This window comes from Salipiger aestuarii (genome assembly GCF_003259905.1).
Taxonomy (GTDB): Bacteria; Pseudomonadota; Alphaproteobacteria; order Rhodobacterales; family Rhodobacteraceae; genus Salipiger; species Salipiger aestuarii.
Genome location: NZ_QLMG01000033.1, coordinates 1 through 21874, shown reverse-complemented (window position 1 = coordinate 21874; position 21874 = coordinate 1). Strand labels below are relative to the sequence as shown.

At 63.1% G+C, this 21874-nt stretch carries 16 protein-coding genes and 1 pseudogene; 13 read left to right on the top strand and 4 right to left on the bottom strand.

Going from position 1 to position 21874, the window contains the following annotated elements:
- Positions 1-50: 50 nt before the first annotated feature.
- From ATI53_RS15755 to ATI53_RS15735, 5 genes are read left to right on the top strand one after another with little or no spacing between them, the layout of a single operon-like run.
- Positions 51-707, top strand: a complete 657-nt coding sequence (locus ATI53_RS15755) for a family 16 glycosylhydrolase (RefSeq protein ID WP_240778608.1) — start codon at positions 51-53, stop codon at positions 705-707.
- The gene (locus tag ATI53_RS15750) at positions 700-1662 is read left to right on the top strand and encodes a glycosyltransferase family 2 protein (RefSeq protein WP_009507362.1); all 963 of its coding nucleotides are present in this window, start codon (positions 700-702) and stop codon (positions 1660-1662) included. The genes ATI53_RS15755 and ATI53_RS15750 overlap by 8 nt, the downstream gene beginning before the upstream one ends.
- Positions 1659-2807, top strand: coding sequence for a glycosyltransferase family protein (locus ATI53_RS15745; RefSeq protein WP_111550808.1), 1149 nt, complete (start codon positions 1659-1661; stop codon positions 2805-2807). The genes ATI53_RS15750 and ATI53_RS15745 overlap by 4 nt, the downstream gene beginning before the upstream one ends.
- Complete coding sequence (locus ATI53_RS15740; RefSeq protein ID WP_083840754.1) at positions 2807-3739, top strand: sulfotransferase family protein; 933 nt, start codon at positions 2807-2809, stop codon at positions 3737-3739. The genes ATI53_RS15745 and ATI53_RS15740 overlap by 1 nt, the downstream gene beginning before the upstream one ends.
- Complete coding sequence (locus tag ATI53_RS15735) at positions 3726-5063, top strand: O-antigen ligase family protein (protein WP_111550807.1); 1338 nt, start codon at positions 3726-3728, stop codon at positions 5061-5063. The genes ATI53_RS15740 and ATI53_RS15735 overlap by 14 nt, the downstream gene beginning before the upstream one ends.
- Here the strand turns inward: ATI53_RS15735 and ATI53_RS15730 are convergent.
- Positions 5060-6472 carry an oligosaccharide flippase family protein gene (locus tag ATI53_RS15730; RefSeq protein ID WP_170134595.1) on the bottom strand — a complete coding sequence of 471 codons (1413 nt, stop codon included), beginning with the start codon at positions 6470-6472 and terminating at the stop codon, positions 5060-5062. The two genes, ATI53_RS15735 and ATI53_RS15730, sit on opposite strands and share 4 nt — an antisense overlap.
- 270 nt (positions 6473-6742) lie before the next feature.
- Here ATI53_RS15730 and ATI53_RS15725 point away from each other — a divergent pair, with 270 nt between their 5' ends.
- From ATI53_RS15725 to ATI53_RS15715, 4 genes are all read left to right on the top strand, one after another.
- Positions 6743-7924 (top strand): glycosyltransferase family 4 protein, encoded by a 1182-nt coding sequence (locus tag ATI53_RS15725; protein WP_111550805.1) that lies wholly within the window; start codon positions 6743-6745, stop codon positions 7922-7924.
- 24 nt (positions 7925-7948) lie between these two features.
- On the top strand, positions 7949-8311 hold the full coding sequence (locus ATI53_RS23000) for a hypothetical protein (RefSeq protein ID WP_146609941.1): 363 nt from the start codon (positions 7949-7951) through the stop codon (positions 8309-8311).
- Positions 8311-9945, top strand: coding sequence for a hypothetical protein (locus tag ATI53_RS15720; protein ID WP_170134594.1), 1635 nt, complete (start codon positions 8311-8313; stop codon positions 9943-9945). The genes ATI53_RS23000 and ATI53_RS15720 overlap by 1 nt, the downstream gene beginning before the upstream one ends.
- 247 nt (positions 9946-10192) lie before the next feature.
- Positions 10193-15193, top strand: a complete 5001-nt coding sequence (locus tag ATI53_RS15715; protein WP_111550803.1) for a family 16 glycosylhydrolase — start codon at positions 10193-10195, stop codon at positions 15191-15193.
- A gap of 12 nt (positions 15194-15205) precedes the next feature.
- Here ATI53_RS15715 and ATI53_RS15710 read toward each other — a convergent pair whose 3' ends face one another.
- The 3 genes from ATI53_RS15710 to ATI53_RS15700 all read right to left on the bottom strand — a co-directional run bounded on the left by ATI53_RS15710 (position 15206) and on the right by ATI53_RS15700 (position 17875).
- A complete protein-coding gene (locus ATI53_RS15710) occupies positions 15206-16666 on the bottom strand; it encodes an FAD-dependent oxidoreductase (RefSeq protein WP_111550802.1) in 1461 nt (486 codons plus the stop codon).
- Positions 16663-17508, bottom strand: a complete 846-nt coding sequence (locus ATI53_RS15705) for a hypothetical protein (RefSeq protein ID WP_152335044.1) — start codon at positions 17506-17508, stop codon at positions 16663-16665. The genes ATI53_RS15710 and ATI53_RS15705 overlap by 4 nt, the downstream gene beginning before the upstream one ends.
- A gap of 181 nt (positions 17509-17689) precedes the next feature.
- On the bottom strand, positions 17690-17875 hold the full coding sequence (locus ATI53_RS15700; protein ID WP_009507373.1) for a hypothetical protein: 186 nt from the start codon (positions 17873-17875) through the stop codon (positions 17690-17692).
- A gap of 958 nt (positions 17876-18833) precedes the next feature.
- Between ATI53_RS15700 and ATI53_RS15695 the strand changes: the two genes are divergently transcribed.
- The 4 genes and pseudogenes from ATI53_RS15695 to ATI53_RS24440 form a co-directional block, all read left to right on the top strand.
- Positions 18834-19601, top strand: coding sequence for a sugar transferase (locus tag ATI53_RS15695; protein ID WP_111550801.1), 768 nt, complete (start codon positions 18834-18836; stop codon positions 19599-19601).
- A gap of 107 nt (positions 19602-19708) precedes the next feature.
- Positions 19709-20674, top strand: coding sequence for a lysylphosphatidylglycerol synthase transmembrane domain-containing protein (locus ATI53_RS15690; RefSeq protein WP_111550800.1), 966 nt, complete (start codon positions 19709-19711; stop codon positions 20672-20674).
- A gap of 49 nt (positions 20675-20723) precedes the next feature.
- Complete coding sequence (locus tag ATI53_RS15685; RefSeq protein WP_009507377.1) at positions 20724-21530, top strand: acyltransferase; 807 nt, start codon at positions 20724-20726, stop codon at positions 21528-21530.
- Positions 21531-21553: 23 nt separating this feature from the next.
- Positions 21554-21874, top strand: a pseudogene (locus tag ATI53_RS24440) (hypothetical protein); the annotation flags it as partial.

The window sequence follows — 21874 nt, the reverse complement described above, 5'->3', positions numbered from 1 at the left end:
CCGCTTTTCTGTCACGGCTGGACGATCTTGGCGACGCCGGCGCATGGTACGTGTCGAATTTTGCCGTAAAGCGCGACAGCTTCCGGACGGCGTGGAAATCCGGTTCTGTGACGCGGCCCGTTTCGGGCGGCACCCTGCTGTCCCTGGTCCCCGCCCCCGAAGAATCGCACAAGGATTTTTTCGGCGCCGAGGTTCAGCGCAAGCAGCGCACCCATTTCGGGCGCTATGAGGTCGTGATGACCGCGGCGCGGGGCTATGGGGTGATTTCATCTTTCTTCACCTACACCGGGCCATTTTTCGGTGACACTCACGAAGAGATCGATTTTGAGTTCCTTGGGCGAGACACCACCAAGGTCTGGCTGAACCGCTTTGTCGACGGGCAGAAGCTGCCTGGGCGATGGACCGAACTTGGCTTTGACGCAGCCGAGGCGCCGCATCTCTACGCACTTGACTGGCTGCCCGACCGGCTGGTCTGGTCGGTAGATGGTCGCGAATTGCTGCGGATCACCAGCGCCGACACCGAGATTCCGCAGATTCCGCAGCGCATATACCTCAGCATCTGGGGCGGAGCCGCGGCGCAGGACACCTGGTCAGGCGAAGCGCCGGACGACACGCGCGCCCATGTGACGTATCATTGTCTTTCCTACCGCCCGCCCGGGACGGACGCGGCTATGTGTTCCGATGCTCTGGAAGCATCTCATGACTGATCCGCTCGTCTCTGTCCTGATCGCCGCGTGGTCTGCCGAGACGACGCTAGACCGCGCCATCGACAGCGCGCTGGCGCAAACCGTCCCCGTCGAGGTGATCGTGATCGACGATGCTTCGCCCGATGGCACCGCCGCGATTGCCCAAGCACGCGCCGCCGCCGATCCGCGCCTGCGCCTGTTGCGACAGACCGACAATCAGGGGCCGGGGGCCGCGCGCAACCGTGGCCTTGAGATCGCACGCGGCGCGTGGATTACCGTGCTTGATTCCGATGACTTCTTTTGCGACCCAGACCGGCTGGCGCGCCTGACAGCCCTGGCGCGGGCCGAGAACGCGCAGTTCGTCGCCGACGATCTGTGGCGGCTTGAGGAAGGCGCGCTTGACGGGCCGCGTCGCAGGATGATCTCGGAAACGCCGCTTGGCGTCACGCGGCTGGATGCGGCGCGCTTTGTTGCCGGAAACCTGTCGTCCTGGCGCGGTGGCCGGCGCGAATACGGCTTTCTCAAGCCGATTATGGAAAGACGTTTTCTGCGCGCCAATGCGCTGACCTATGCCCCCGATATTCGTCTTGGCGAGGATTACGTTCTGTATACGCAAGCGCTGATCGCGGGGGCGCGGTTCGTCTTGACCGATCCTGTGGGCTATGCCGCCGTGGTGCGACGCGGGTCGTTGTCAGCCGAGCACCCCGGCGCGGCCCATAAACGGCTCGTCACGGCCGATCGCGCGCTTCTGGCGTTGCCGCACGTCGATAGAGATACCCGCCGCGCGCTGCGTGCCCACATGATGGAACAGCGCAAGAAATTGGCGTGGCGGCAGTTGATTGATGCCAAGAAAGCCGCCGATCCGGTCGCCTTTGTCCGGTGTTTTCTTGCGCCCCCCCCGGTGCTCGCCGATCTGGTCGGCAAGCTTGGGAAAGAGATCACGTTGCGTCTGGGACACAGGCTGCGCCTGCGATGAGCGCGGGTTTCGACATCCTCGTGGTCGCCGACCCGCGGTTTTCGGGCGGCAGCACAGCGGCGCTGGTGGCCGATGTAACGGCAATGGTGGCGCTCGGGGCGACGGTCGGGCTGATCTTCGTGCGGTCGGGCTATCTTGACGACGCGCGCGACCCCGAAAACCCCAAGGCGCTGGCGCTGGCTGATCTGGATGGCGTGACACGGCTGTCGCCGGAACGGGCGGCGCACGCAGATCTGGCGTTTCTGCATCATCCTCTGGTATTTTTCCGCGGCGTCGAAGAGCGCCTGCGCCTGACCGCCGGGCGTTCACTGATCGTTGCCCACCATGCGCCGTTCCGGGCGGACGGGTCGATGGAATGGGACCCCGTCGCAACGCTGCGGCGTGCGAAGCGGGCCACCGGTCTGTCCGCGTGGTTCGCGCCCATTTCCGGAAGCGTGCGGACGCAACTGGCCAGCTTTGCACCGCTGATCCGACAAAGCAGCGAGGATTGGCCGAACGTGTTCGACCCCGGCGATCTGGCGCCGACGCGGCGTGCGCTGTCCGGGCCAGACCTGACCATCGGGCGCCATGGGCGGCCCGATCCGTTGAAATTCCCCGCAACAGGCGCCGAGATCGACGCGGCGTTGCCCGCGGCGCACGGCATCCGAGTGCGTGTTCTCGGCTGCCCGACCGAAGCGTTGATCGCGAGGGGAGCGCGCACCGATCTGTGGGAGGTGCTGCCCTTTGGTGGCGAACCCGTCGCGCAATTCCTCAACTCGCTGGACGTTTTCGCTTATCACTACCACCCCAACTGGCTTGAGGCCTTCGGGCGCACCATTGCCGAAGCAATGCTATGCGCCCGCCCCTGCCTGCTGGATCCCCGCCTGCAGGCCACATTCGGCAACATGGCCTGCTATTGCCAGCCCCACGAAGTGGCCGATGCGCTGCGTCGGATGACCGCCGCCCCCGAACGCACGTTGACCCGGGCCGACGCAGCACGCGAAACGGCAGTGCGCCGGTACGCGGCCATCGGCGTCGCCGCACGGCTTGAGACGCTGCGCATCGACAGCGGCGATGCCGGGCGGGCGGGCGCCGCATATCCGGTCATGCGGACAGTTCGCAAGGCCGTGGGCCTTTACCGTCGCCAGACCCAGGGGCTCAGCTGATGAACTCATCGTCCGGAACCATCCAGAAAGGGCGTCGAGACCGGTTGAGGACGGGAATCGCGTTGGCCATCATGCGGCGCCGCAATCGGCTGCGCGGTGACAACAGCCCGCGGCCGCTGTTTGTCATCGGTTCGGGCCGATCGGGAAACACATTGGTGCGGCGCGTCCTGATGGCGACAGGCGCCATCCACATCCCGCCCGAAACATTTGTTCTGGGCGAGATCATCGAAATGTGGCCGCGCCTGAAATCGCTGATGTGGCGCGAAAAGGTCTGGCTGTTCTGCGCCCATTTTGAAAAACATCCGCATTTTGCCGATTTTGGGCTGGGGAGCCTGAATGATTTCGCCATCCAGGCACTTGGGATGTCGGATCGTTCGCTGCCTGCGTTGATTACGGCATTCTACCGGTATCTTGCGCAGGCAGAGAACTCGGACGCGTCCCGCTGGGGTGACAAGACGCCATACAACACCTTTCACCTGCCGGCACTTCGCGCCGCCTTTCCCGACGCGCAGTTCCTGTGGCTGACGCGCGATGGTCGCGACGCTGCCCTGTCTTACGTCGAAGCGGGGCTATACCAGGACTTCCCGACCGCCGCCAGGCGCTGGGTCGATGCAAACCGCGCCTGCGAAACCCTTGCGCGAACCGGCGCAGACGTGTTCCGGCAGTCGTACGAGACCCTGGTGACCGCCCCCCAAGCCAGCTTTTGCGACATCTGCGACTGGGCGGCGCTGCCGTTCGACCCCGCGATGCTGTCCGCCCCCGCTGCCCGGCTTGGCGATGTCGAAGTTCACGCGCATCACGGCAATGTCAAATCCCCGATCTCAGCCGCCTCCGTAGGGCGCTGGAAAACCCGGCTGCGCGGCGAGGATCTCGCGCAGGCACCGGACGACTTCCCTGTCATGCTTGAAAGGATGGGGTATGATCCGCAGTAGCCAGCTGCCGTCGGGACCGTTCCTTGCGGCCCGAAATCCGGGACAAGGGGGCCGCGCCCCGATGACAAACCTTGGGCCAGCGTTGTATCGGCGCGACCGCAGACTGCGCCTGCACATCACGGATGAACGCCGCGATCTGCTGTTGTTCGCGTTGTGGTGCCTTGTAACCTTCGTACAGTTCCGCGCGGACCAACTGATCCTCTATCCGCTGGCGCTTTATTACAGCTGGGCGATCCTGCGCGATCAGTCGCGCATCTGCGCGCTGATGGCGCGCTCTTGGGTGGTGCTGCTGTTTCCGTTGTGGTGCCTGATCTCGCCGCTGTGGGCGGTCGAGCCCGTGCCCGCGTTCAAGAAGGCGGTCTACCTCGCGCTGACGATCATGATCTGCTATCAGGTCGCGGCGACGATGCGGCAACGCACGATCCTGCATTCGCTGTTCATCGCGGTTGGCGGAATTGGGTTGATCAACGTGGTTTATGCCTACGGCACCGGCGACCTCTCCACCGGAATCTTTGAGCAAAAGAACACCATGGGCAAGAACATGGTGGTGCTGTGGGTGATCTGTCTGTGCATTTTCATCGACCGGGGTTCGCCCTGGGCGCTGCGTCTGTCCGGGCTGGCGATGGCGGCGGTCGCGGTGCTGATGGCGTTTCACAGCCAGTCCGCGACCGCCGTGTTGCTGATCTTTGGCACCGGCGCGCTGATCCTGCTGTCGGTGCTGTTTCTGAGCGGCGGCATCCTGCGCCTGAGCCGTATCACCGCGCTGTGTTTCGGCCTGGCAATCGCTTTTGCGTCCGGGGCGGTGCTGCTGTCGAACATGCAGTCGAACCCGGCGGACAAGGTGCTGGCGCATTTCGGCAAATCCTCGACCCTCACCGGGCGGACCGATCTTTGGGTCTATGCCGAAGAGCAGATTGCCGAACGGCCCTTTCTGGGCGTCGGCGAAAACGGGTTCTGGCAGTATGACAGATCGCCGCTGGTGCGTAAGATCTTTGTCGAATTTTACAAAAAGCCCGGAGATTCGTTCAACTTTCACAATTCATTTTACGAGATCGCGGTGCATCAGGGGCTGATCGGCATGGGCATCGCCATGACAGCGCTGGTCTGGGCGCTGGTGCAGGTAACGCGGGGGGCGCTGATGTCCGGCACCACCTCGCAGATCTTTTTCCTGGCGATCGCCGCTGCCGTGTTGTCGCGCAGCATGACAGAGGCCGATTTCCTAAAGCCGTTCATCCTGTTCCACATGATACTGTGGATCGGCGCCCTGTCGTCGTTGCGGATGCGGATGCAACAAGGCGGTTTGTGGCCGTTCCGGATGCTTTAGCGCCCAAAGACGGCAAGGGCCTCGCGCAATCTTCGACGCAGCGCCAGCGCCGCGCCAGCCCAGGCGGCGATCAGAAGCAGCGCCGCCCAACCCAGCGTCATCCACCCGGAGGTCACCGCCTCCAGCCCCCGCCCCGCGAGGAACACCCCCAGCCCCAGCAGGACCGGAGCGACAAGCGCACCATATGCCGCCCGAGGCTCAAGCGCGACGGCCCCCCCGACGTGGGCAAACAGGCGCGGCACATACAGCAGCGCCGCAACCGAAAGCGCTGCCGCGACAGCCGTCACGCCAAAGGGCAGCGCAATCGCGACCATGCTCAGCCGAAGCAGGAATCTTTCGAGCACCATCCGCAACTGCAACCCCGTCCGGTTGACCGATTGAAACAGCACGCCCGCATGGGAAATAGACGCCTCAACCGCAATCCCCGGCGAAGCCAGCGCAAAGATCATCGCCGCAGGAATCCAGGCGTCGGACAGCAACACGCCAAAGGCGGTCTCGCCGATCGCAGCCAGCAACGCCACCGGCGGAATGATGACAAAGCCCAGCAACAGCACACCCCGCGCATAAATATCGCCAACCTGCGCCGGATCGCGCTGAACCGCGCTCATGTGGACAAAAGCGATGCGCGCAAACGGTGCCGCAAGACCTTGCAACGGCAGGTTCTGGATACGTTGGCTCATGGAGAACTGCCCAAGCGCCGTGCTGCCATGGGCGTAACCGATCAGCATCATCGGGACCTGCCGCTGCGCCGTCATCAAAAGCGACACGCCCAGCGCATTGCGCGCAAAACCGAGGTGATCGCCAAGCGGCACCCGCGCGCGCGGCGACACCGGGCGAAACCCGCTGAGCAGCACCGCGCCGACGCCCTGAATTAACGCCAGTACCACCTGCTGTGCAATCAGCGCCCAGGCCCCCGCTCCCAGCACCGCAAGGCTCACCACCGTGAGAAACCCCGCGATGGCCGCAAGGATGCGCAGCGAGGCAAGCACGGGAAACCGCTTTTCCCGCTCCAGCACAGCGGTCGGCACGGCCGAGAGCGATTGCAGCAACGGCACCGCCGCTAGCGCCATGATCAGCGGCCCCACGTTGGGCCGGCCGAACACCGCGGCCCAGAATGGCGCGATCAGAAGCAGCGCCACCGCAAGCAACAAGCCGGTCACACACAAGAACCAGAAGACGCTGCTCCATTCCTTGGGATCAAAGCTGTTCTTGCGGATCAGCGACCGGCCAAGTCCCGCGTCGCTTAGCAATTGGGCGAAAACGGTCACGGTCATCGCCAACGCGACGTCACCGAATGCCGCGACGTCCAGATGCCGCGCGATGATCGGCAGAACAAGCAACTGGGACAGGATGATGAACGCCTGTGCCCCCGAAAGCGAGCCAAGGTTCACCAGAAAATGTCTTGCCACAAGAAAAACCCCGCGGAGAAAATCACAACAACATGAGCTTGCGATACTCGCCCAGTTTCGTTGCCGTGAATAGTGCGATCAAGCTTGTGCAATCAGGTCAAAAGCGGTTCCGGTTGACTTCTGGGCTTTGCAGGGCTTCCATACCCCCCGTACCTTGTGTTTCCTCTCATTGTTTCGGAGAGATCCATTGCCCCGCACGTTCGTCCATTCTTGTTTAATCCTTTGCGCCGCACCGGAATTTTACGCGGTCGGTCAAGCGACCGGCACCCCATGCGTATCCTGATTCTCGCTCCGCAGCCGTTTTTCGTGCCGCGCGGTACGCCCATCGCAGTTCGAGCCCTGATGAAGGTCCTTGCCGCGCAAGGGCATCAAATCGACGCCATCTGCTTTGCCGAAGGTGGGGACCCCGACATCCCCGGCGTGCGGCTGTCCAGAGTTCCGGCCTTGCCCGGGCTGCGCGCCGTGCCGCCCGGTTTTTCGCTCAAGAAAGCCACCTGCGATGCCATCATGCTGCCGATGGCGGCATGGCGGTTGTGGCGCGGCGATTTCGATCTGGTGATCGCCGTCGAAGAGGCGGCGTTTCTTGCCCTCGCGCTGAAACCGCTTTTCGGGGTGCCCTACATCTACGATGTCGACAGTTCGATCCCTGAGCAACTGAGCGACAAGTTCTCGCTGCCCGGCTGGCTGACCGGGCTGCTGTCCCGGGCCGAAGCGCGGGGGGCGCGGGGCGCGATCGGCGCGATCACCTGCTGCCGGGCGCTCGAAGTTCTCATAAAGGGTTACGCGCCGGGTCTTCCGGTACAGACGCTGGAAGACGTGACGCTTATTTCCGGGGCGACCACGCCGCCCGGAGATTGTAGCTTTGCCGAGCCGGTCATCATGTATATCGGCAATCTCGAAAGCTATCAGGGCGTCGATCTGCTGATCCGTGGATTCGCCCGTTCCGAAGGGCTGGCGCGTCTGGTGATCATCGGCGGAACGCCTTCGCATATCGACGATCTTCGCACCCTCGCGGTCGAGCTCGGCGTGGCGGACAGGGTCAGCTTTTTGGGGCCGCGTCCGGTCGAGCGGATCGGCGACTACCTGTCGCAGGCCGATATCGTGGTCTCGCCCCGCACCCAGGGGCGTAACACGCCGATGAAGGTCTATTCCTATCTCGACAGCGGTCGCCCGCTTTTGGCCACCCGATTGCCGACGCATACCCAGGTGCTGGACGACGATATTGCGCTGCTGGTCGACCCAACCCCCGAGGATATGGCCCGGGGCATCACCACCCTGCTAAGCGATTCCGCCCGGCGCAATAAACTGGCAGAACAGGCCCACCGCCGCGTGGCTGCCGAATTCAGCCCCGAAGCTTTCAAGCGCAAACTGACCTTGTTCATGGAGAATATCATCGCCACACGGCTGGAAAAGCGCGATCTCGCGCCGAACCAAACGCACGCAGCCAAATGAAAGCTTTGGAACGCTGTTTTTCCATTGACGATCATTTCACAAGGGCCAAAGAAATTGCCTTTCCGCGCGGTATTTTCCACCGAAGGTTGTTTCTGGATTAAACCTATATCCTTTACATTTCATTTCCAACATATTTACTTATTAGAGATAATCCCGACGCCCGAATTGATTTCTAACAGTGCAGCATCGCACGGCTCGCATGGCGAGGCGACACAGCGCAGCCGCTGCGCGACCATCGCCGAATGCCCGGCCAGGACGATTCCATACCCACGGCGGCACGACCCGCACCTCGCGTGTCTGCTTGAGAACACCACAAGGGCCGGGATTATTCCGGTTCGCGTCACCAGCCTGCAAAGCGCAGCACCGAAGACCAGGGAACAAGCTTGATGCTTCGAACGGCACAATACGATACAATCGCGAGGACTGGTCAGGGCACCTTGGTTTTTTCCGCCTTCGTGCTTTTGGCCGCTGTGCTCGGTCGTGTGGGGCATCTTTACGCAGACCCCAGCTATGACGAGCTTTATCATATTCTTGCCGCGCAGAGCTGGCTTACCGATGGCAGCCTGCGCCTGCATCAGGGCAGCTATGAGCGCACACCGATCTTTACCGCCCTGACGGGCTGGATGTTCTGGCTGGCCGGTGAACCAAACCTTGCCATGGCGCGCCTGCCTGGCGTGTTGTTCGGCTCGTTGGGCGCGGCGGCGGCGGCGCTTTGGTCGCGGCAGGTCGCAGGCCCGGCGGTTGGCTGGATTGTGGCCTTCTTCGTCGTTTTCTGGCCCAGCGGCATTCAGCTGTCACAAACCATCCGCTTTTACACGCTGCACGGTTTGCTGTTCTTTGTCGCAGCGGTTGCCGTTTACCAGCTCTTTGCGCCACGACGAAAGGCCGCGACCCGTCTGGCGTTGACCCTCGTCGCGCTGACGGCGGTATTGTCTGCAAAGCTGTTTCAGGACAGCACTTTGGTGGGCGTTCTGGGGCTGGCGATCTGGGCGGCGGGCTTTGTTGCACTTCCGATACTGCTGCGCCTTCGCTACCGGATGGTGATCCTGGTGATCTTGTCAGCCTTGCTGCTGGCCGCTGTTGCGGCAGCGTTTGCAAGCGGGATGCTGGCGTCGATCTGGGCCAAATACACCATTTCGCCCTGGGGCCGCGATGTCACTGCCTATCACCGGGTCTTCAGCCGTTTCTACCCGGCGGTCTGGTCTCTTACCCCGTTGCTTGCGATTCTGGCGCTGCGGTCCTTTCCGCGCCCAGCGGCGTTCTGCACCACGCTCGTGGTCGTCGGGCTAATCGTGCATTCGTTCGCGGGGGTGCAGAACGTGCGATATATCTATTACCTGACCCCGTTCCTGTTCACGCTGTGGGCCATGGGCCTGGCGGTCCTGGTGCCCGCGCTGGCGCGCATGATGCAACGGGCGCTCCGGGGCTTTCGGGGGCCGCTCGGGCACGGGCGGGCGCCCCAGTTCGCGCTCGCGTTCATTGCATGCTTTGCACTCGTCACGCAGGACGCGATACCGGCGTCGGTCAAGCTGATGCTCGGGCGGTTCGCTGTGCCTCTCACGCGCGTGGCCGACTGGAGCGAGGCGCGCCCGCAGGTAGAGCGCCTGGTCGATGACGGCGCACTGATCGTTACGAATGACGATCTGTCCGCGCTCTATTACCTTGGCGGGTTCGACGTGGTGTTCAGCAACAACTGGTTGCCCGAGATGAACAACACCGAGTTTGCCCGCGACCCCCGCACCGGGCGCCCCCTGATCAGCGATCCGGCATCGCTCCGGGCGTTGGTGCGCGCCTATCCTCACGGGGCGTTCGTCGTGTCGGTCGAATGGTGGAAGCAATGGCCGAAGAACAACAGCATCGGCGCGCTGCTGCAGGCCTTTGATGTGCCCGGCGTGTCGCTGAGTACGCAGCGCGCGGGGCCGGTGTGGATCTTGCGCTGGCAAGGCCCCGCTCCCGGCGCCGACGATGACGCAAGCCGCGCGGTGCGGGCCATCGTCGACCCCGGCAAGTGGGCGCGCTGACGGCGGGTCCTGGATCCGAACGACACCGGCCCAGAATCGCCCGTTTTTGACCGAAGCCGGTTAATTTCCGTCAATTCGTGATAAATAGATCGCGATTCGTCCGTAGCCGTGTATCACTCGGGCAGTGATGTGATCCCGCCCCAATGTCGGGCGGCAAGTATTTTTCAGACGTCGTGTGACGGTCCGCACAGGTTTTCAGCGGGCGTGATTGTTATCAGGTATTTGGGTAAGAGGTGCAAAAGCGATTATGTCTGATCTTAGGATATTTTCCGAAAATTTCGATACTTACGAAACGCCGCCCTGGTACAGTTCAGACTTTGCGATGGCGGCGAACTGGAACCAGACCGCCTGGTCCGAAGACTACGTTGTCACGCCGGTCGCGGGCGAAGTGGCCCTGACATTCGACGGCACCGACCTGCTGGGCAAGCCGTTCACCGGATCCGAGATCCAGTCGAATGACAGCTTCGGCTACGGCACATACGAGGTGCAGATGCAGGCTGCGGGCGTGTCCGGCGTGGTGTCGGCGTTCTTTCTGTTCGACAGCGTTTATTTCGGCGCCGATGAACACAACGAGATCGATATCGAGTTTCTCGGCCACGATACCACCGTGATGAACATCAACTATTACCACGGCGGCAACAACCTTGGCGAAGCCGGCAGCGTGCAGATCCCGCTGGGGTTTGACGCGGCAAGCGCGATGCACACCTATCAGATCGAATGGATGCCCGACGGAATTCGCTGGTACGCCGACAGCACTTTTCTGTTCGGGATCGACGGCGCGACGGCCGCAATCGCCGTGCCGGACGAAGAAATGCGGGTGTATGCCAGCATCTGGACCGGGGCTGAGCAACTTGAACATTGGCACGGTCCCATCACCCCGGATGCGACCGCGCAGGCCCGCATTTCATCGGTAAGCTACACCCCTTATACGGTCGAAAGCAGCGGGGGCGGCGCCGTGTCCTTCGCGGGCCAGACCGAGGCGCTGGTGGTCGATATGGCAGCGGGCACATGGATGCGCGCGCTGCGCATTCTGCCCATCGGGGATTCTCTGACCGAAGGCATGGTAAACGGCAACCTTCCGGTGCCCGAAGACCGCACCGTGCTGGATGGCTATCGTCTTGACCTGTTCGAACGGGTGCTGGGCGGCGGCGGCTGGGTCGACTATGTGGGGGCGCTTCAGAACGGCCCGGACACCCTGCTGGACCGCGATCACCACGGCGTTGCCGGCAAGTACCTGTCTGCCATCGTCGATGACTCATCGGGCACGTCCGATTTCACCTACGCGCTTGAGGAATACGACCCGGATATCGCGCTGTTTCTTGCCGGGACCAATGATTATCATAACAACGGCGAAGCCTACCTGCTGTCGGATGACCTGCCGCAGATCGTCGCCGACACCGTAGCCGCGGTCGAACAGTTCTATGCTCTCGCGGGCAGCGAAAACCGGTATTTGGTGGTGTCGACCCTGCCGCCCAAGGCGCGCGGCGGCGTCGATCCCGACTGGGCTGAGTTTCTCAACGACGGCTATTCGATGGTCGATGGTGTCGCGGTGGCGGGGGACGCGGGCAATGGAACCTATGTGGCGGGCATCCGCGATGCGGTGAGGTCGCTTCAGGCGGCGCACCCGACGCTGGTGCTGTTTGAGAATCCGGTCACCGATATAGGCGATCTGACCTACGACCTGATTCATTTCTCGGAATATGCCTACATGATCTATGCCGAGGCGCTGTACGACACGCTTCGGGCTGAAATCGGACTGGACGGCACGGGCTTTCCCGAGTTGCTCAATGCGCTGCCGGCAGCGGTCGAGGTAACCGGCGGCGAGGCCGGCGACCGACTGGGCGGTGATGCGGCGGCCAACATCCTGCGCGGCGCAGGCGGCAACGACTACCTGGAAGGCCGCGCCGGGGCAGACACGCTTGAGGGCGGCGCGGGCAAGGACATCTATGCCTTTGGGTTGGACGCGCTGGACGGATCGACCGACACGATCGTCGATTATGCCGCCCCGGACGGCGATGTGGTGGATCTTGGGGCGATCATCGACTCGCTTGCCTGGGATGACGCCCAGGTTGCCGCGAATGTCGCGATCACCGACTCGGCCGGCGGGGCCGAAGTGTCGGTTTCCACGGCTTCGGGCAGCTTCGTTCTGGCGCTTCTTGAAGGTGTGGCTGCGTCGGATGTGGCGCTGGCCACGACCCAATTCACCCAGACCTTTACCCGCGATGCCGACCTGCTGGGCGATGACGCCAACAACCTGCTGTACGACGTGGACGCAGGCCGCGTGATCCAAGGCTTTGCGGGACGCGATGTCCTGTATGGGCGCGGTGGCGACGACAGCATTTACGGCGGCACCGGGCTGGACAAGCTGTACGGCGGGACCGGCGCCGACACGTTCTTTTACCGGGCCGAAGATCTGGATTTCTCACGCGATTCCATCTTCGATTTTTCGGTCGCCGAAGGTGACAGGCTCGACCTGTCGGAGATCGGTGTCGCATTCGGCTGGACCGCGTCCGAACTGATGGACCAACTGCTGCTTCAGGACAGCGCCGGCAGCGATCTGCGGATATCGCTGTACACGCCGGACGGCTTGCAGAAATTCCTGTATATCTATGGGGTGACGAAGGCCGAAATGCTGGCCTCGAACGCGTTGATCCTTGACGCGGGCCCGGCCCCGGACAGCGGCGACGACGATGGCAACATGACGCTGAGCGCGCCCGACGCCGTGATCGACGCTGCCGAGGCAACCGCGGTGGTTGTCACGCTCGGCGGACTTGATGACGATGCCACGGCGGTTGTCGCGCTGATGGTTGGCGGCAACCTCCGGACCCGGACCACGTCGGTGGACGGCGATCTGACCTTTGACCTGACAGGGCTGCCTGACGGGCCGGTCACCACCTCGGTCACGGCGACCGATGGCAGCGGCAACGCCAGCACCGTCAACGGCCCGACCCTGACACTGGACGCCGCCCCCGATACGTCGGCGGATGAAGACGGCAATCTCGCGGTCGCCGCCCCCGACACCGAAATCAGCGAAAGCGAATTCCGCGCCGTGGTGTTTGCCGTCACCGGGCTGGACCCGGACGCGACGGCTGTGGTCACCGTCACCGACAGCCTGGGCCGATCCGTCGACAACGCGACCGCGCCGCTGGCGGCCAATGGCACCGTGGCGCTCGACCTGTCGACCCTGGGCGACGGCCCCCTTGCGGTGTCGGTCACCGCAACGGATGGCGCGGGCAACGTTGCCAGCACCAGCGGCCCGGCCCTGACGCTTGCCAAGACGCTGGACGCGACCGCCGATGCGGATGGCGACCTTGCCGTCAGCGCGCCCGACACCGACATCACGCTGGGCGAGCAATCCGCGGTGGTGTTCTCTGTTTCTGGTCTCGACGCCGACGCGACTGCCGTGGTGACCGTCAGCGACAACCTCGGCGGATCGGTGGACAACAGCGCCGCACCTCTGGCGGGCGACGGCGACGTGGTTCTTGACCTGTCGGGGTTATCGGATGGCGCGTTGGTGGTCATGGTGACCGCGACCGACGACAACGGCAACGTCGCCAACCTGCCTGGCCCGGCGATGACCATGTCCTCTGCCGAACCTCCGGTCTTTCCAGATCCCACGCTGAGCGGAACCAGCGGCGGCGACACGCTGAAAGGGACGGCGGGCAGCGACGTGATCGCCGGTCTTGCGGGCGGCGACAACATAAAGGGCGAGGCTGGCAACGACTGGCTGTTCGGTGACGCCGGAAACGATACGATGAAGGCGGGCACGGGCGATGACACCCTTGTCGGCGGGCTTGGCGCCGACGCGCTGACCGGAGACGCCGGTGCCGATCTGTTCCTGATCACCGCCGCCGATCTTGATGGGTCTGTCGACGACATCAAGGATTTCACCGCCGCAGAGGGCGACGCGATCGAACTGCGCGATATCGTCCCGGACGGTCTTGGCGCCGCCGAGCTTGCAAACCATGTGCGGGTCTGGAAGGCGGGCACCGTCGGCGAGTTGCAGGTCGATGCCGGCGGCACCGGAACATCCTGGATCACCCTGGCTCTTGTCCGGTCGGGTGGCGATTTCACCTTCGACGCGATGTTTGCCGCCGGAGAGATCGTGCTGACCTCGTCCGGCCCCGCGCCCGACAGCGGTGATGACGATGGCAACATGGGCCTGACCGCGCCAGACACCAACATCGACGCCAGCGAGATGGCGGCAGTGACGGTCACTCTGTCGGGGCTTGATGCGGATGCGACGGCAGTCGTCACGCTGGGCGCCGGGGGCACCGATCTGACCCGCACGGTGCTGGAGAGCGGCGCGGTTGTTTTCGACCTGACCGGCGTCGCCGACGGGCCGGTGACCAGTTCGGTGACCGCGACGGATGCCAGCGGCAACGCCAGCACCGTCAGCGGCCCGACGCTGACGGTGAACACCGCGCCCGACACATCGGCGGATGCGGATGGCAACCTGACCGTCACCGCGCCCGACACGGCGATCACCTTTGGCGAGGAAACCCATGCAACCTTCGTGGTGTCAGGGCTGGACAGCGACGCGACGGCGGTGGTGAGCGTCAGCGATGGGGCCGGAAGATCGGTGGACAACGCCGCCGCACCGCTGGCGGCAGACGGCGCTGTCACGCTGGACCTGTCGAGCCTTGCGGACGGCGCATTGACCGTGTCGGTCACGGCGACCGACGGCAACGGCAACGCAGCGAACATTCCCGGCCCGACCATCACCATGGACACCACCGAGCCGACAACACCGCCGGGCGCCATGGTCGGCACAGAAGCTGAAGACGATTTGCGCGACGGCAACGACGGCACGATGATCCTGTCCCTGGGCGGGGACGACCGCATCATTGCCAACGGCGGGGACGATACGCTTTACGGCGGCGACGGGAACGACTTCCTGCGGGGCGACAATGGCAACGACGTGCTGGATGGCGGCGCCGGCAACGACACCCTGCGCGGCCAATCCGGCGCGGACGTGTTCCGGTTTTCGATGGATGCGCTGGACGGGTCGACGGACCGCATCGACAATTTCAGCGGCGCGGCAGGCGACGGTGACGTGATCGACCTGCGTGCAATCGTTTTGGCCTACGGCTGGGACGAAGCAGAGGCAAGCGGCTACGTCCAGCTTACACCCAACGGTTCGGACGTCCACCTCGCCCTCTTCTCGCCCGCTCTTGCGCAGACGCTTGCCGACATTCGCAGCGTCACGCTGGCGGACATAACGCCCGACGATTTCGTGCTGGTTTAGGCCGTTATCGGCTCAGTCCCTCAACGGAGGCTGAGCGGGAATGCCCGCAATTGCGGCAGCACGGAGCAGACGGTCTTCCACGCCGGGTGCCTGCGACAGGCCTGTCTCGGCCCAAAGCGTGCGTCGCACCGCGACATCCTGCAACGACACGGCCATTTCCCCCCGCGCGGCCTGGCGCAACCGTGCTGCCAGCACCTCGGGTTCGTCGCTGCGCGGATCAGGGTCGGGGCTGGTATCCACCGGCAGCGGCGTTTCAAAGCTGCGGCAGGGCCGCGCGTCGCGGTCCAGCTGGCGCAGCGCCGCGTCCACCGCGCGTTCGGCAATCAGCCGCGCCGTGGTGTATTTCACCCCGGCCACACTGATCAGGCCGTCCAACCCCTGCGCCGAATGATCCAGAAGACTGCCGCGTGTCTGCCGCTGCACGGCGCCACGGCTGTCATCTATGTCCGCCGGAATCAGCCCCTGATGCACCCAGACAACATCCTTGCGCGACAGACCCAACCGCGGGCATGCAAACTGAAGCTCGGTCAATAAATCGTCGATATCCGCATCCGCCGCACCCTCGGCGCTGCTTTCATGTGTCCCGATGATCGTGTGGCCCTGCCACGGGGTGAAAAAATACATGCGCCCGCCGCGCTCCACCACCGCGTCGGATCGCGAGCGACTGACCACCCCGATCCCGCTCGTCCTGGTGTCGCGGTCGATCACAAGGTTCGTCGCCCGCAGAAACCCCGTAAACAGGGACCGATCACGCAGATGCGGGCCAGCAAGGGCCGCAGCCGCCTTTCCGGTGCAGGACAGCGTGACGCCGGCACGAATTGCGCCCTCGGCCCCTGTGAGGCGGTCGCGCAGATGCACGCCAGTCACACGATCACCGTCACCGCCAAGCGCCGAGACTTCCATGTAGTTGGCGGCCAGCGCCCCGGCATCAATCGCCGCCCGCAAGCAGGCCATGTGCAGTCGGTTCACATCCTGCAACTGCCCGTCACGCCAGATGCCGCCCCCGCTCACCCTTTCTTCGGGTGCAAAGGCTCCAAGGCGTCGACGCGCGGCCTTCGCGCCGATCGCACGCGCGCCGTGATACAGCGGTCCGCGCAACCCGGTCGATGCCAGCGTATAGAGCGCAGCCGCCGCGGCAAAGGCCTCGGGTCCGCGGATGCCATGACCGAACAGTGGGATGGTGAAATCCATCGGCTGGCACACCGGCGCGGCAGCCCGCTGCCAGAAGGCGCGCTCCCGTGCCGACGCCCTCAGCCGCGAGATATCCAGATGCTGGACATAGCGAATGCCGCCGTGCATCAGCTTCAGCGAGTTATGTGACGTCGCGCCGCCGAAATCGTCACGCTCGACCAGCGCGGTCCGCAGGCCGCGCATCGCCGCATCGCGCGCGGCCATCAGGCCATAAATGCCCCCGCCGATCACCAGCACATCGAACGGGTCATCCCCGAGTGCCTCAAGCGTGGCGCGTTTCACGATATGCCCCCTGCCCGCGTTGTCCGAATCCTGCGACGGCGCAATGCGATCTGTTCGCTTACCACCGCGGGCAGCCCGCGTCGTTTACCGATCTGGACGGGTTGCCCGCGCAGGGTGAACAGATGCTCACGCAGGGACGATGCGGGGCGCGTCTCGTCCAGAGGGGCGTCGATCTGGCATCCGAACGCGCCGATCCCTTCCTCTGCGCCGGGCAGCGGCAACGGATCGGAACCGGGCAGGACCGGCACCCCATCCCGCATTGCCTGCAAAAAAAGCGACGGCGTCCGCCAGATCCGGGGGCGGCCCGCGTTGTCCCCAAGCATCAGACCATGCCCCCCTGCCCCGGCCAGCAGGTCCTCCACCTCTGCGCCCCGTCTGCCCAACCACTTTCCAACACCCCAAGGCAGCACGGCGGGAATTCGCCGAGTGTGCAACTGGGCAAGGACCGTGCGGATCGGCAGACCGTCTTCGAAGCGCTCATTGGTCGCAAGGGCAAGAACTTCGATCCCTTCGCGCGTCTGAATCTGCCGCCCGGCCAGCAACAGCAGCCCCTGGCTATTTTTTCTCAGGTTCGTGGCCCGCAGCGCGGCTGGATCTGCCGCGACCCGGTCACATGACCAGCCTCTGGCCACGCGACGGCCGGCCGCCAAGTCTTCGAAAGCGCAGTCACGCGATGTTTCTGTGAGAACCAGCATAAGCCTGTCGGCGTTTTGCCGCGCGGCGGTCAGATTGCCAAAGCCCGCCGTCAACGCCCTGCCAGCATCCGCGCCGGGATAGAGGTGAACGTGGGTATCGACCGCAATTTGCAGCACCGCATTGGGCGGCGGCGTGTCGAGATGCACAAAGTCAGCCCGCAAAATCCCTGTCCTCCAATGCATTCGATCAATGCAGAGAGGCTGGCACAGGTCTGCGACTCGACAAAGTGCAAATGCAAGCTTGGTACGGTGACCGCCCCGGAGTGCGGCATATTTCGACGCCATGCCAAATCAGCCCACGGTGGTCGGCGAAGCAGGCGGTTTTGGCTTAGTCTTCCGAGTCGCGACCAGAGCAGGGCAGCACGGTATTGCAGAGCAAAACAGCGAGACCAATAAGTGCCGGAGCCGTCAGGAAAAAGGCGCAGGCGATCCACCACCAGCCGGCACCGAACTGGAACAGCACGACGCTGAGCCCGAGTGCAACGATCGGCGCGCTGATGAACAAGTGCCTCATGTTCCGATCCCTGTCATGGTCAAATGCGCGGATTGTTCTGAAAAAGCCGCTCTGAAGCTCGTATCCGCAATCCTTTCTTAGTAGGGATGCGTGGCGAAACTTACAAGATATATGGTCCGAAACGAATGCGCCGATAGGTTGAGAAGCGGCATAAAGCTCGCAACAATCACGCCTTGGCCCGGTAGATCGACCAGAATGCCCGAATACATCGGTCATGTATGAAGAGCATCCACCCTGGCCAGTGGTACCCTTTGCGGTCTGAAACAAACGCCGAGCCATGAAACCCCCCAAACAACGGAAACAATCGGGTTCTGAAGCTTCTATTATACACGCATTGGGTTAATTCGTCGTTAACGCCGAAGTAAGGGGCGAAAACCTGCCGAGCAAAGCGGCGGAGGTCATGCCGTTCGGGCGCTATGGCGGCCCCGCTGATGCCCCCGCGCGTTGAATGTGTCGCGTCAAGGTTCCCCGATTCGGCCACGTCGGGCGCGATCATTCCGAATCCGCCACGGTGCGGAAAATTATCGCCCGTCCTGCCGGGCTCACGCCGAAAATTTGGGCGAGGCGCGGCTTTCTTGCGGATGAAGAGCGGCCATCTGGCTACCGGATTCCGGGTTCGCCCCGCAATCAGATCGTTTCTTCACGCCGCCCGTCGCCCCGCTTTCCGGCAACGGCTATAAGATGACAACACCATCGAAAACCGCTGCCTATTTAGCGCGGAACGCTGCAAATTCCAGACATGCAAGGGAACTCCCGCGCGTCACGGAGGCGCGGTACCGGGTCCTCTGCTTGCGCGGCGAAACATTCCCTTGCCGGCATACGACACCCGAGCGGGGTTGAGTTTCGGATATTTATGGCGTAGCTTTCTGTGGATATTGCTGGTTGTATCTTTCAGATGTTGGCGGCGCGCTTTTTTTGTTCAGCCCGCCCTGTTTTTTGTGTGATTGGGTAGTGTGCTATGTCGAAGCAATCATTTGAACGCGCATCATCTGAAAGGACTATTTCAGATTGTGGCGCGGATAGCGCGGTCAATTTTAGTCAACATCTACCAGTTCCACGCCCAGCAGCAAACCGCGCGGGCAATCGCCGACGCGCCTTCGCCATCCGGTCGGCTGGCGGCATTCCAAAGCGCGTGTTCGACATCTGTTTCGCAACTCTGGCGCTGCTTTCTCTGGCTTTGCCCATGCTGGTCATCGCTCTGCTCATCCGGTTGGGAACAAAGGGGCCGGTGCTGTTTGCTCACCAGCGTGTGGGCCTGGATGGCCGTCTGTTTCCCTGCCTGAAATTTCGAACGATGGTTGTGGATGCCGACGCGCGTCTTGCCGAATTGCTGCGAGCCGACAGCGCCGCCGCAGCGGAATTTTCACAGACGCGCAAACTGCGCAAGGATCCACGTATCATTCCGATCGTGGGCACAACCCTGCGCAAGCTCAGCCTCGATGAGCTTCCCCAGTTCTTCAATGTCCTCGTGGGTCAGATGAGCGTTGTCGGGCCGCGTCCGGTGACGCCGGACGAGATCTCGGAGCATTACGGCTGGGCGCATCCTTATACCAAGGCGCGCCCCGGCATCACCGGGCTGTGGCAGGTCTCTGGTCGCAATGATCTCGGCTATGACGAGCGGATGAACCTTGACGCAAAATATGTTCGAAACCTGAGCTTTGGCATGGATCTGATGATCCTCGTCAAAACCGCCGCGGTGGTCTGTCTGCAACGAAACGGCCACTAGACGCGCTGTCGCGACGGCGTGTTCCGCGCGGGCGACGCCCCGTCACCGGGTCAGTTTCGGCGCGTGGCAGGACCGGCTTTGCGTCAAATTTACAAAAGGGTAGCGGAATGAACAGGTCCCGTCTGGCTTTCTCGATAAAACTGATCCTCGGGATCGGTCTTGTGCTGCTGCTGCTGTCCCGCAAAGACGTCTGGCAAGGAGCCACGTCGCTTTTGACCGGGCTGTCACCGCTTGGCCTGGCGATCGTTTTGGTAATTCCCGTTCCGCTGATCTGGGCCAGCTGTCTCAAATGGCGGGTGCTTCTGCGCTACAGGGCATGCGCCATCGGTCTGCCCAGCCTGATGCGCTATTATGTCATGGGCTATTTCTTCAACAATTTCATGCCGAGTAGCCTCGGCGGCGATCTGGCGCGCTCTTATATGGTCGGTAGACGTATCGGATCGCAGGCTGAATCATTTGCGGCGGTCCTTCTGGAACGGCTGACCGGCCTGCTGACCCTCGTGGCGCTGGCGGTCATCGGATTTCTGGCAACCCCGTCTATTCACGACGATCTGCTTGTCAGCGGCTCCATTGCGATCATCGCGGGCGGATGCCTTGCCCTGGTGGCCGTGATCTGGTCGCCTGAACGATTGACCGCGCCGCTGAAGAGGAAAGCCAAAAAACACCCGCACGGAGCGCGCCTTGTGGAAAGGCTGGACCAGATGCGCACCGCACTGGCCAGTTTCTGGACCACGCCCGGCATCGTCTTCCAGAGCTTTGCCTATTCCCTGCTGTATCACCTGCTGACGGTGGCCAATATCTACATCACGGCGCGGGTTCTCGGGCTGCATCTTGACCTCGTGTCGCTTTGGGCGGTTGCCCCAATCATTCTTATCATTGCCGCGCTCCCGACCACGCCGGGCGGCATCGGCGTGTGGGAATGGGCATTTTCCGTTCTGCTGCTGCCCGTCGGGGCCGAGCTGGAACACGGCCTGGCGGTGGCGTTGTTGCTGCGCGCCCAGCTGTTGGCGACCTCCATGCTCGGCGCGGCGCTCTACGTCCTTGACGGGGTCCAGCGGCTTCGTGAGGCATGACGATGGGCGAATTCCAACAAACAGAAGCGTATCGCAAGAGGGGGCGCGCATGAGTGAAATCACGTTCAAGGTTCAGGATGAGGTCGCAGGCCGCAAAACCAGTGCGATGAAGAAATATCAGGACATGGTCGTCGGATCGCGTGACCTGTGGCCGCTTGTGAAGTACGAGTTGATCATGCTTTTCGTCAGCTCCATCCCCGGCGCGCTGGGTTTGGTGCTTCGCGGCAAACTGTATCCGTTGTTGCTCGGCGAATGCGGCAGGGGCGTTGTCTTCGGGCGCAATGTCACGCTGCGCCATCCGCACAAGATCAGGCTGGGAAACCGGGTGATCATCGACGACAACGTGATGCTTGATGCCAAGGGCGCGTCAAACGCCGGGATCGCGATTGCCAACGACTGTTTCGTTGGCCGCAATTCGATTCTGAGTTGCAAGGATGGTGACATCGACGTTGGCGAAAGGGCCAATATCGGGTTCAATGCCGAAATCTTTTCCTGCAGCAAGGTGCGCATAGGTGCGGACAACCTGATCAGCGCCTATACCTATGTAGTCGGGGGCGGAAATTACGACCTCAACCGGTTCGACAAGACTATCAACCGCTCGCTGCGCGAAGATCGCGCCCGAGGCATCGTGCTGTCGGACAACATCTGGGTCGGCACGCATTCGGTGCTGATGGACGGGGTCACCATCGGTACCGGAACTGCGGTCGCAGCAGGTTCAGTCGTCACCGGGCCGATACCCCCGGATGTGATCGCCGGCGGGACGCCCGCGCGGGTTCTGCGCGAAAGGGTTCCCACCGCCGAGGTAAAGAAATCGGCGTTGTTGCGGAACTCGACCTTCGAAGGATTCACGTCGTGAATCCATGTGGTTAGATGGGCTGCATGACTAAGCCCTCACCCGCCCGCTACCGCACGACGAACTGGCCCAGCTACAACGCCGCGCTGAGGCAGCGTGGCTCCCTGCTGATCCATTGCCCGGCAGCACATGCCCGCATGTGCAAGAGGGTGGCAGGACAAGGAGATGACCTGGCTTGCGCCGCATGAGGGCCGGCCCGGTCCCCGCCTGTCTTCTCCGAGGCCGCAATGCACTGCCGGGCAGTGGACAGCACCGGGATCAAGTTCCTCGGCGACGGGGCCCTCTCATGGTTTGCAGGCAAACCACTGCCGGGTAACAAATGGCAGGCCCGCAAGCACGGAGTGAAG

Excerpts from the sequence above, each read along its gene's own strand:
- ATI53_RS15685 (WP_009507377.1), top strand. The coding sequence starts at position 20,724 with ATGAGTGAAATCACGTTCAAGGTTCAGGATGAGGTCGCAGGCCGCAAA.
- ATI53_RS15720 (WP_170134594.1), top strand. The coding sequence starts at position 8,311 with ATGCTTCGAACGGCACAATACGATACAATCGCGAGGACTGGTCAGGGC.
- ATI53_RS15745 (WP_111550808.1), top strand. The coding sequence starts at position 1,659 with ATGAGCGCGGGTTTCGACATCCTCGTGGTCGCCGACCCGCGGTTTTCG.
- ATI53_RS15695 (WP_111550801.1), top strand. The coding sequence starts at position 18,834 with ATGTCGAAGCAATCATTTGAACGCGCATCATCTGAAAGGACTATTTCA.
- ATI53_RS15740 (WP_083840754.1), top strand. The coding sequence starts at position 2,807 with ATGAACTCATCGTCCGGAACCATCCAGAAAGGGCGTCGAGACCGGTTG.
- ATI53_RS15725 (WP_111550805.1), top strand. The coding sequence starts at position 6,743 with ATGCGTATCCTGATTCTCGCTCCGCAGCCGTTTTTCGTGCCGCGCGGT.
- ATI53_RS15715 (WP_111550803.1), top strand. The coding sequence starts at position 10,193 with ATGTCTGATCTTAGGATATTTTCCGAAAATTTCGATACTTACGAAACG.
- ATI53_RS15735 (WP_111550807.1), top strand. The coding sequence starts at position 3,726 with ATGATCCGCAGTAGCCAGCTGCCGTCGGGACCGTTCCTTGCGGCCCGA.
- ATI53_RS15690 (WP_111550800.1), top strand. The coding sequence starts at position 19,709 with ATGAACAGGTCCCGTCTGGCTTTCTCGATAAAACTGATCCTCGGGATC.
- ATI53_RS15750 (WP_009507362.1), top strand. The coding sequence starts at position 700 with ATGACTGATCCGCTCGTCTCTGTCCTGATCGCCGCGTGGTCTGCCGAG.
- ATI53_RS15700 (WP_009507373.1), bottom strand. The coding sequence starts at position 17,875 with ATGAGGCACTTGTTCATCAGCGCGCCGATCGTTGCACTCGGGCTCAGC.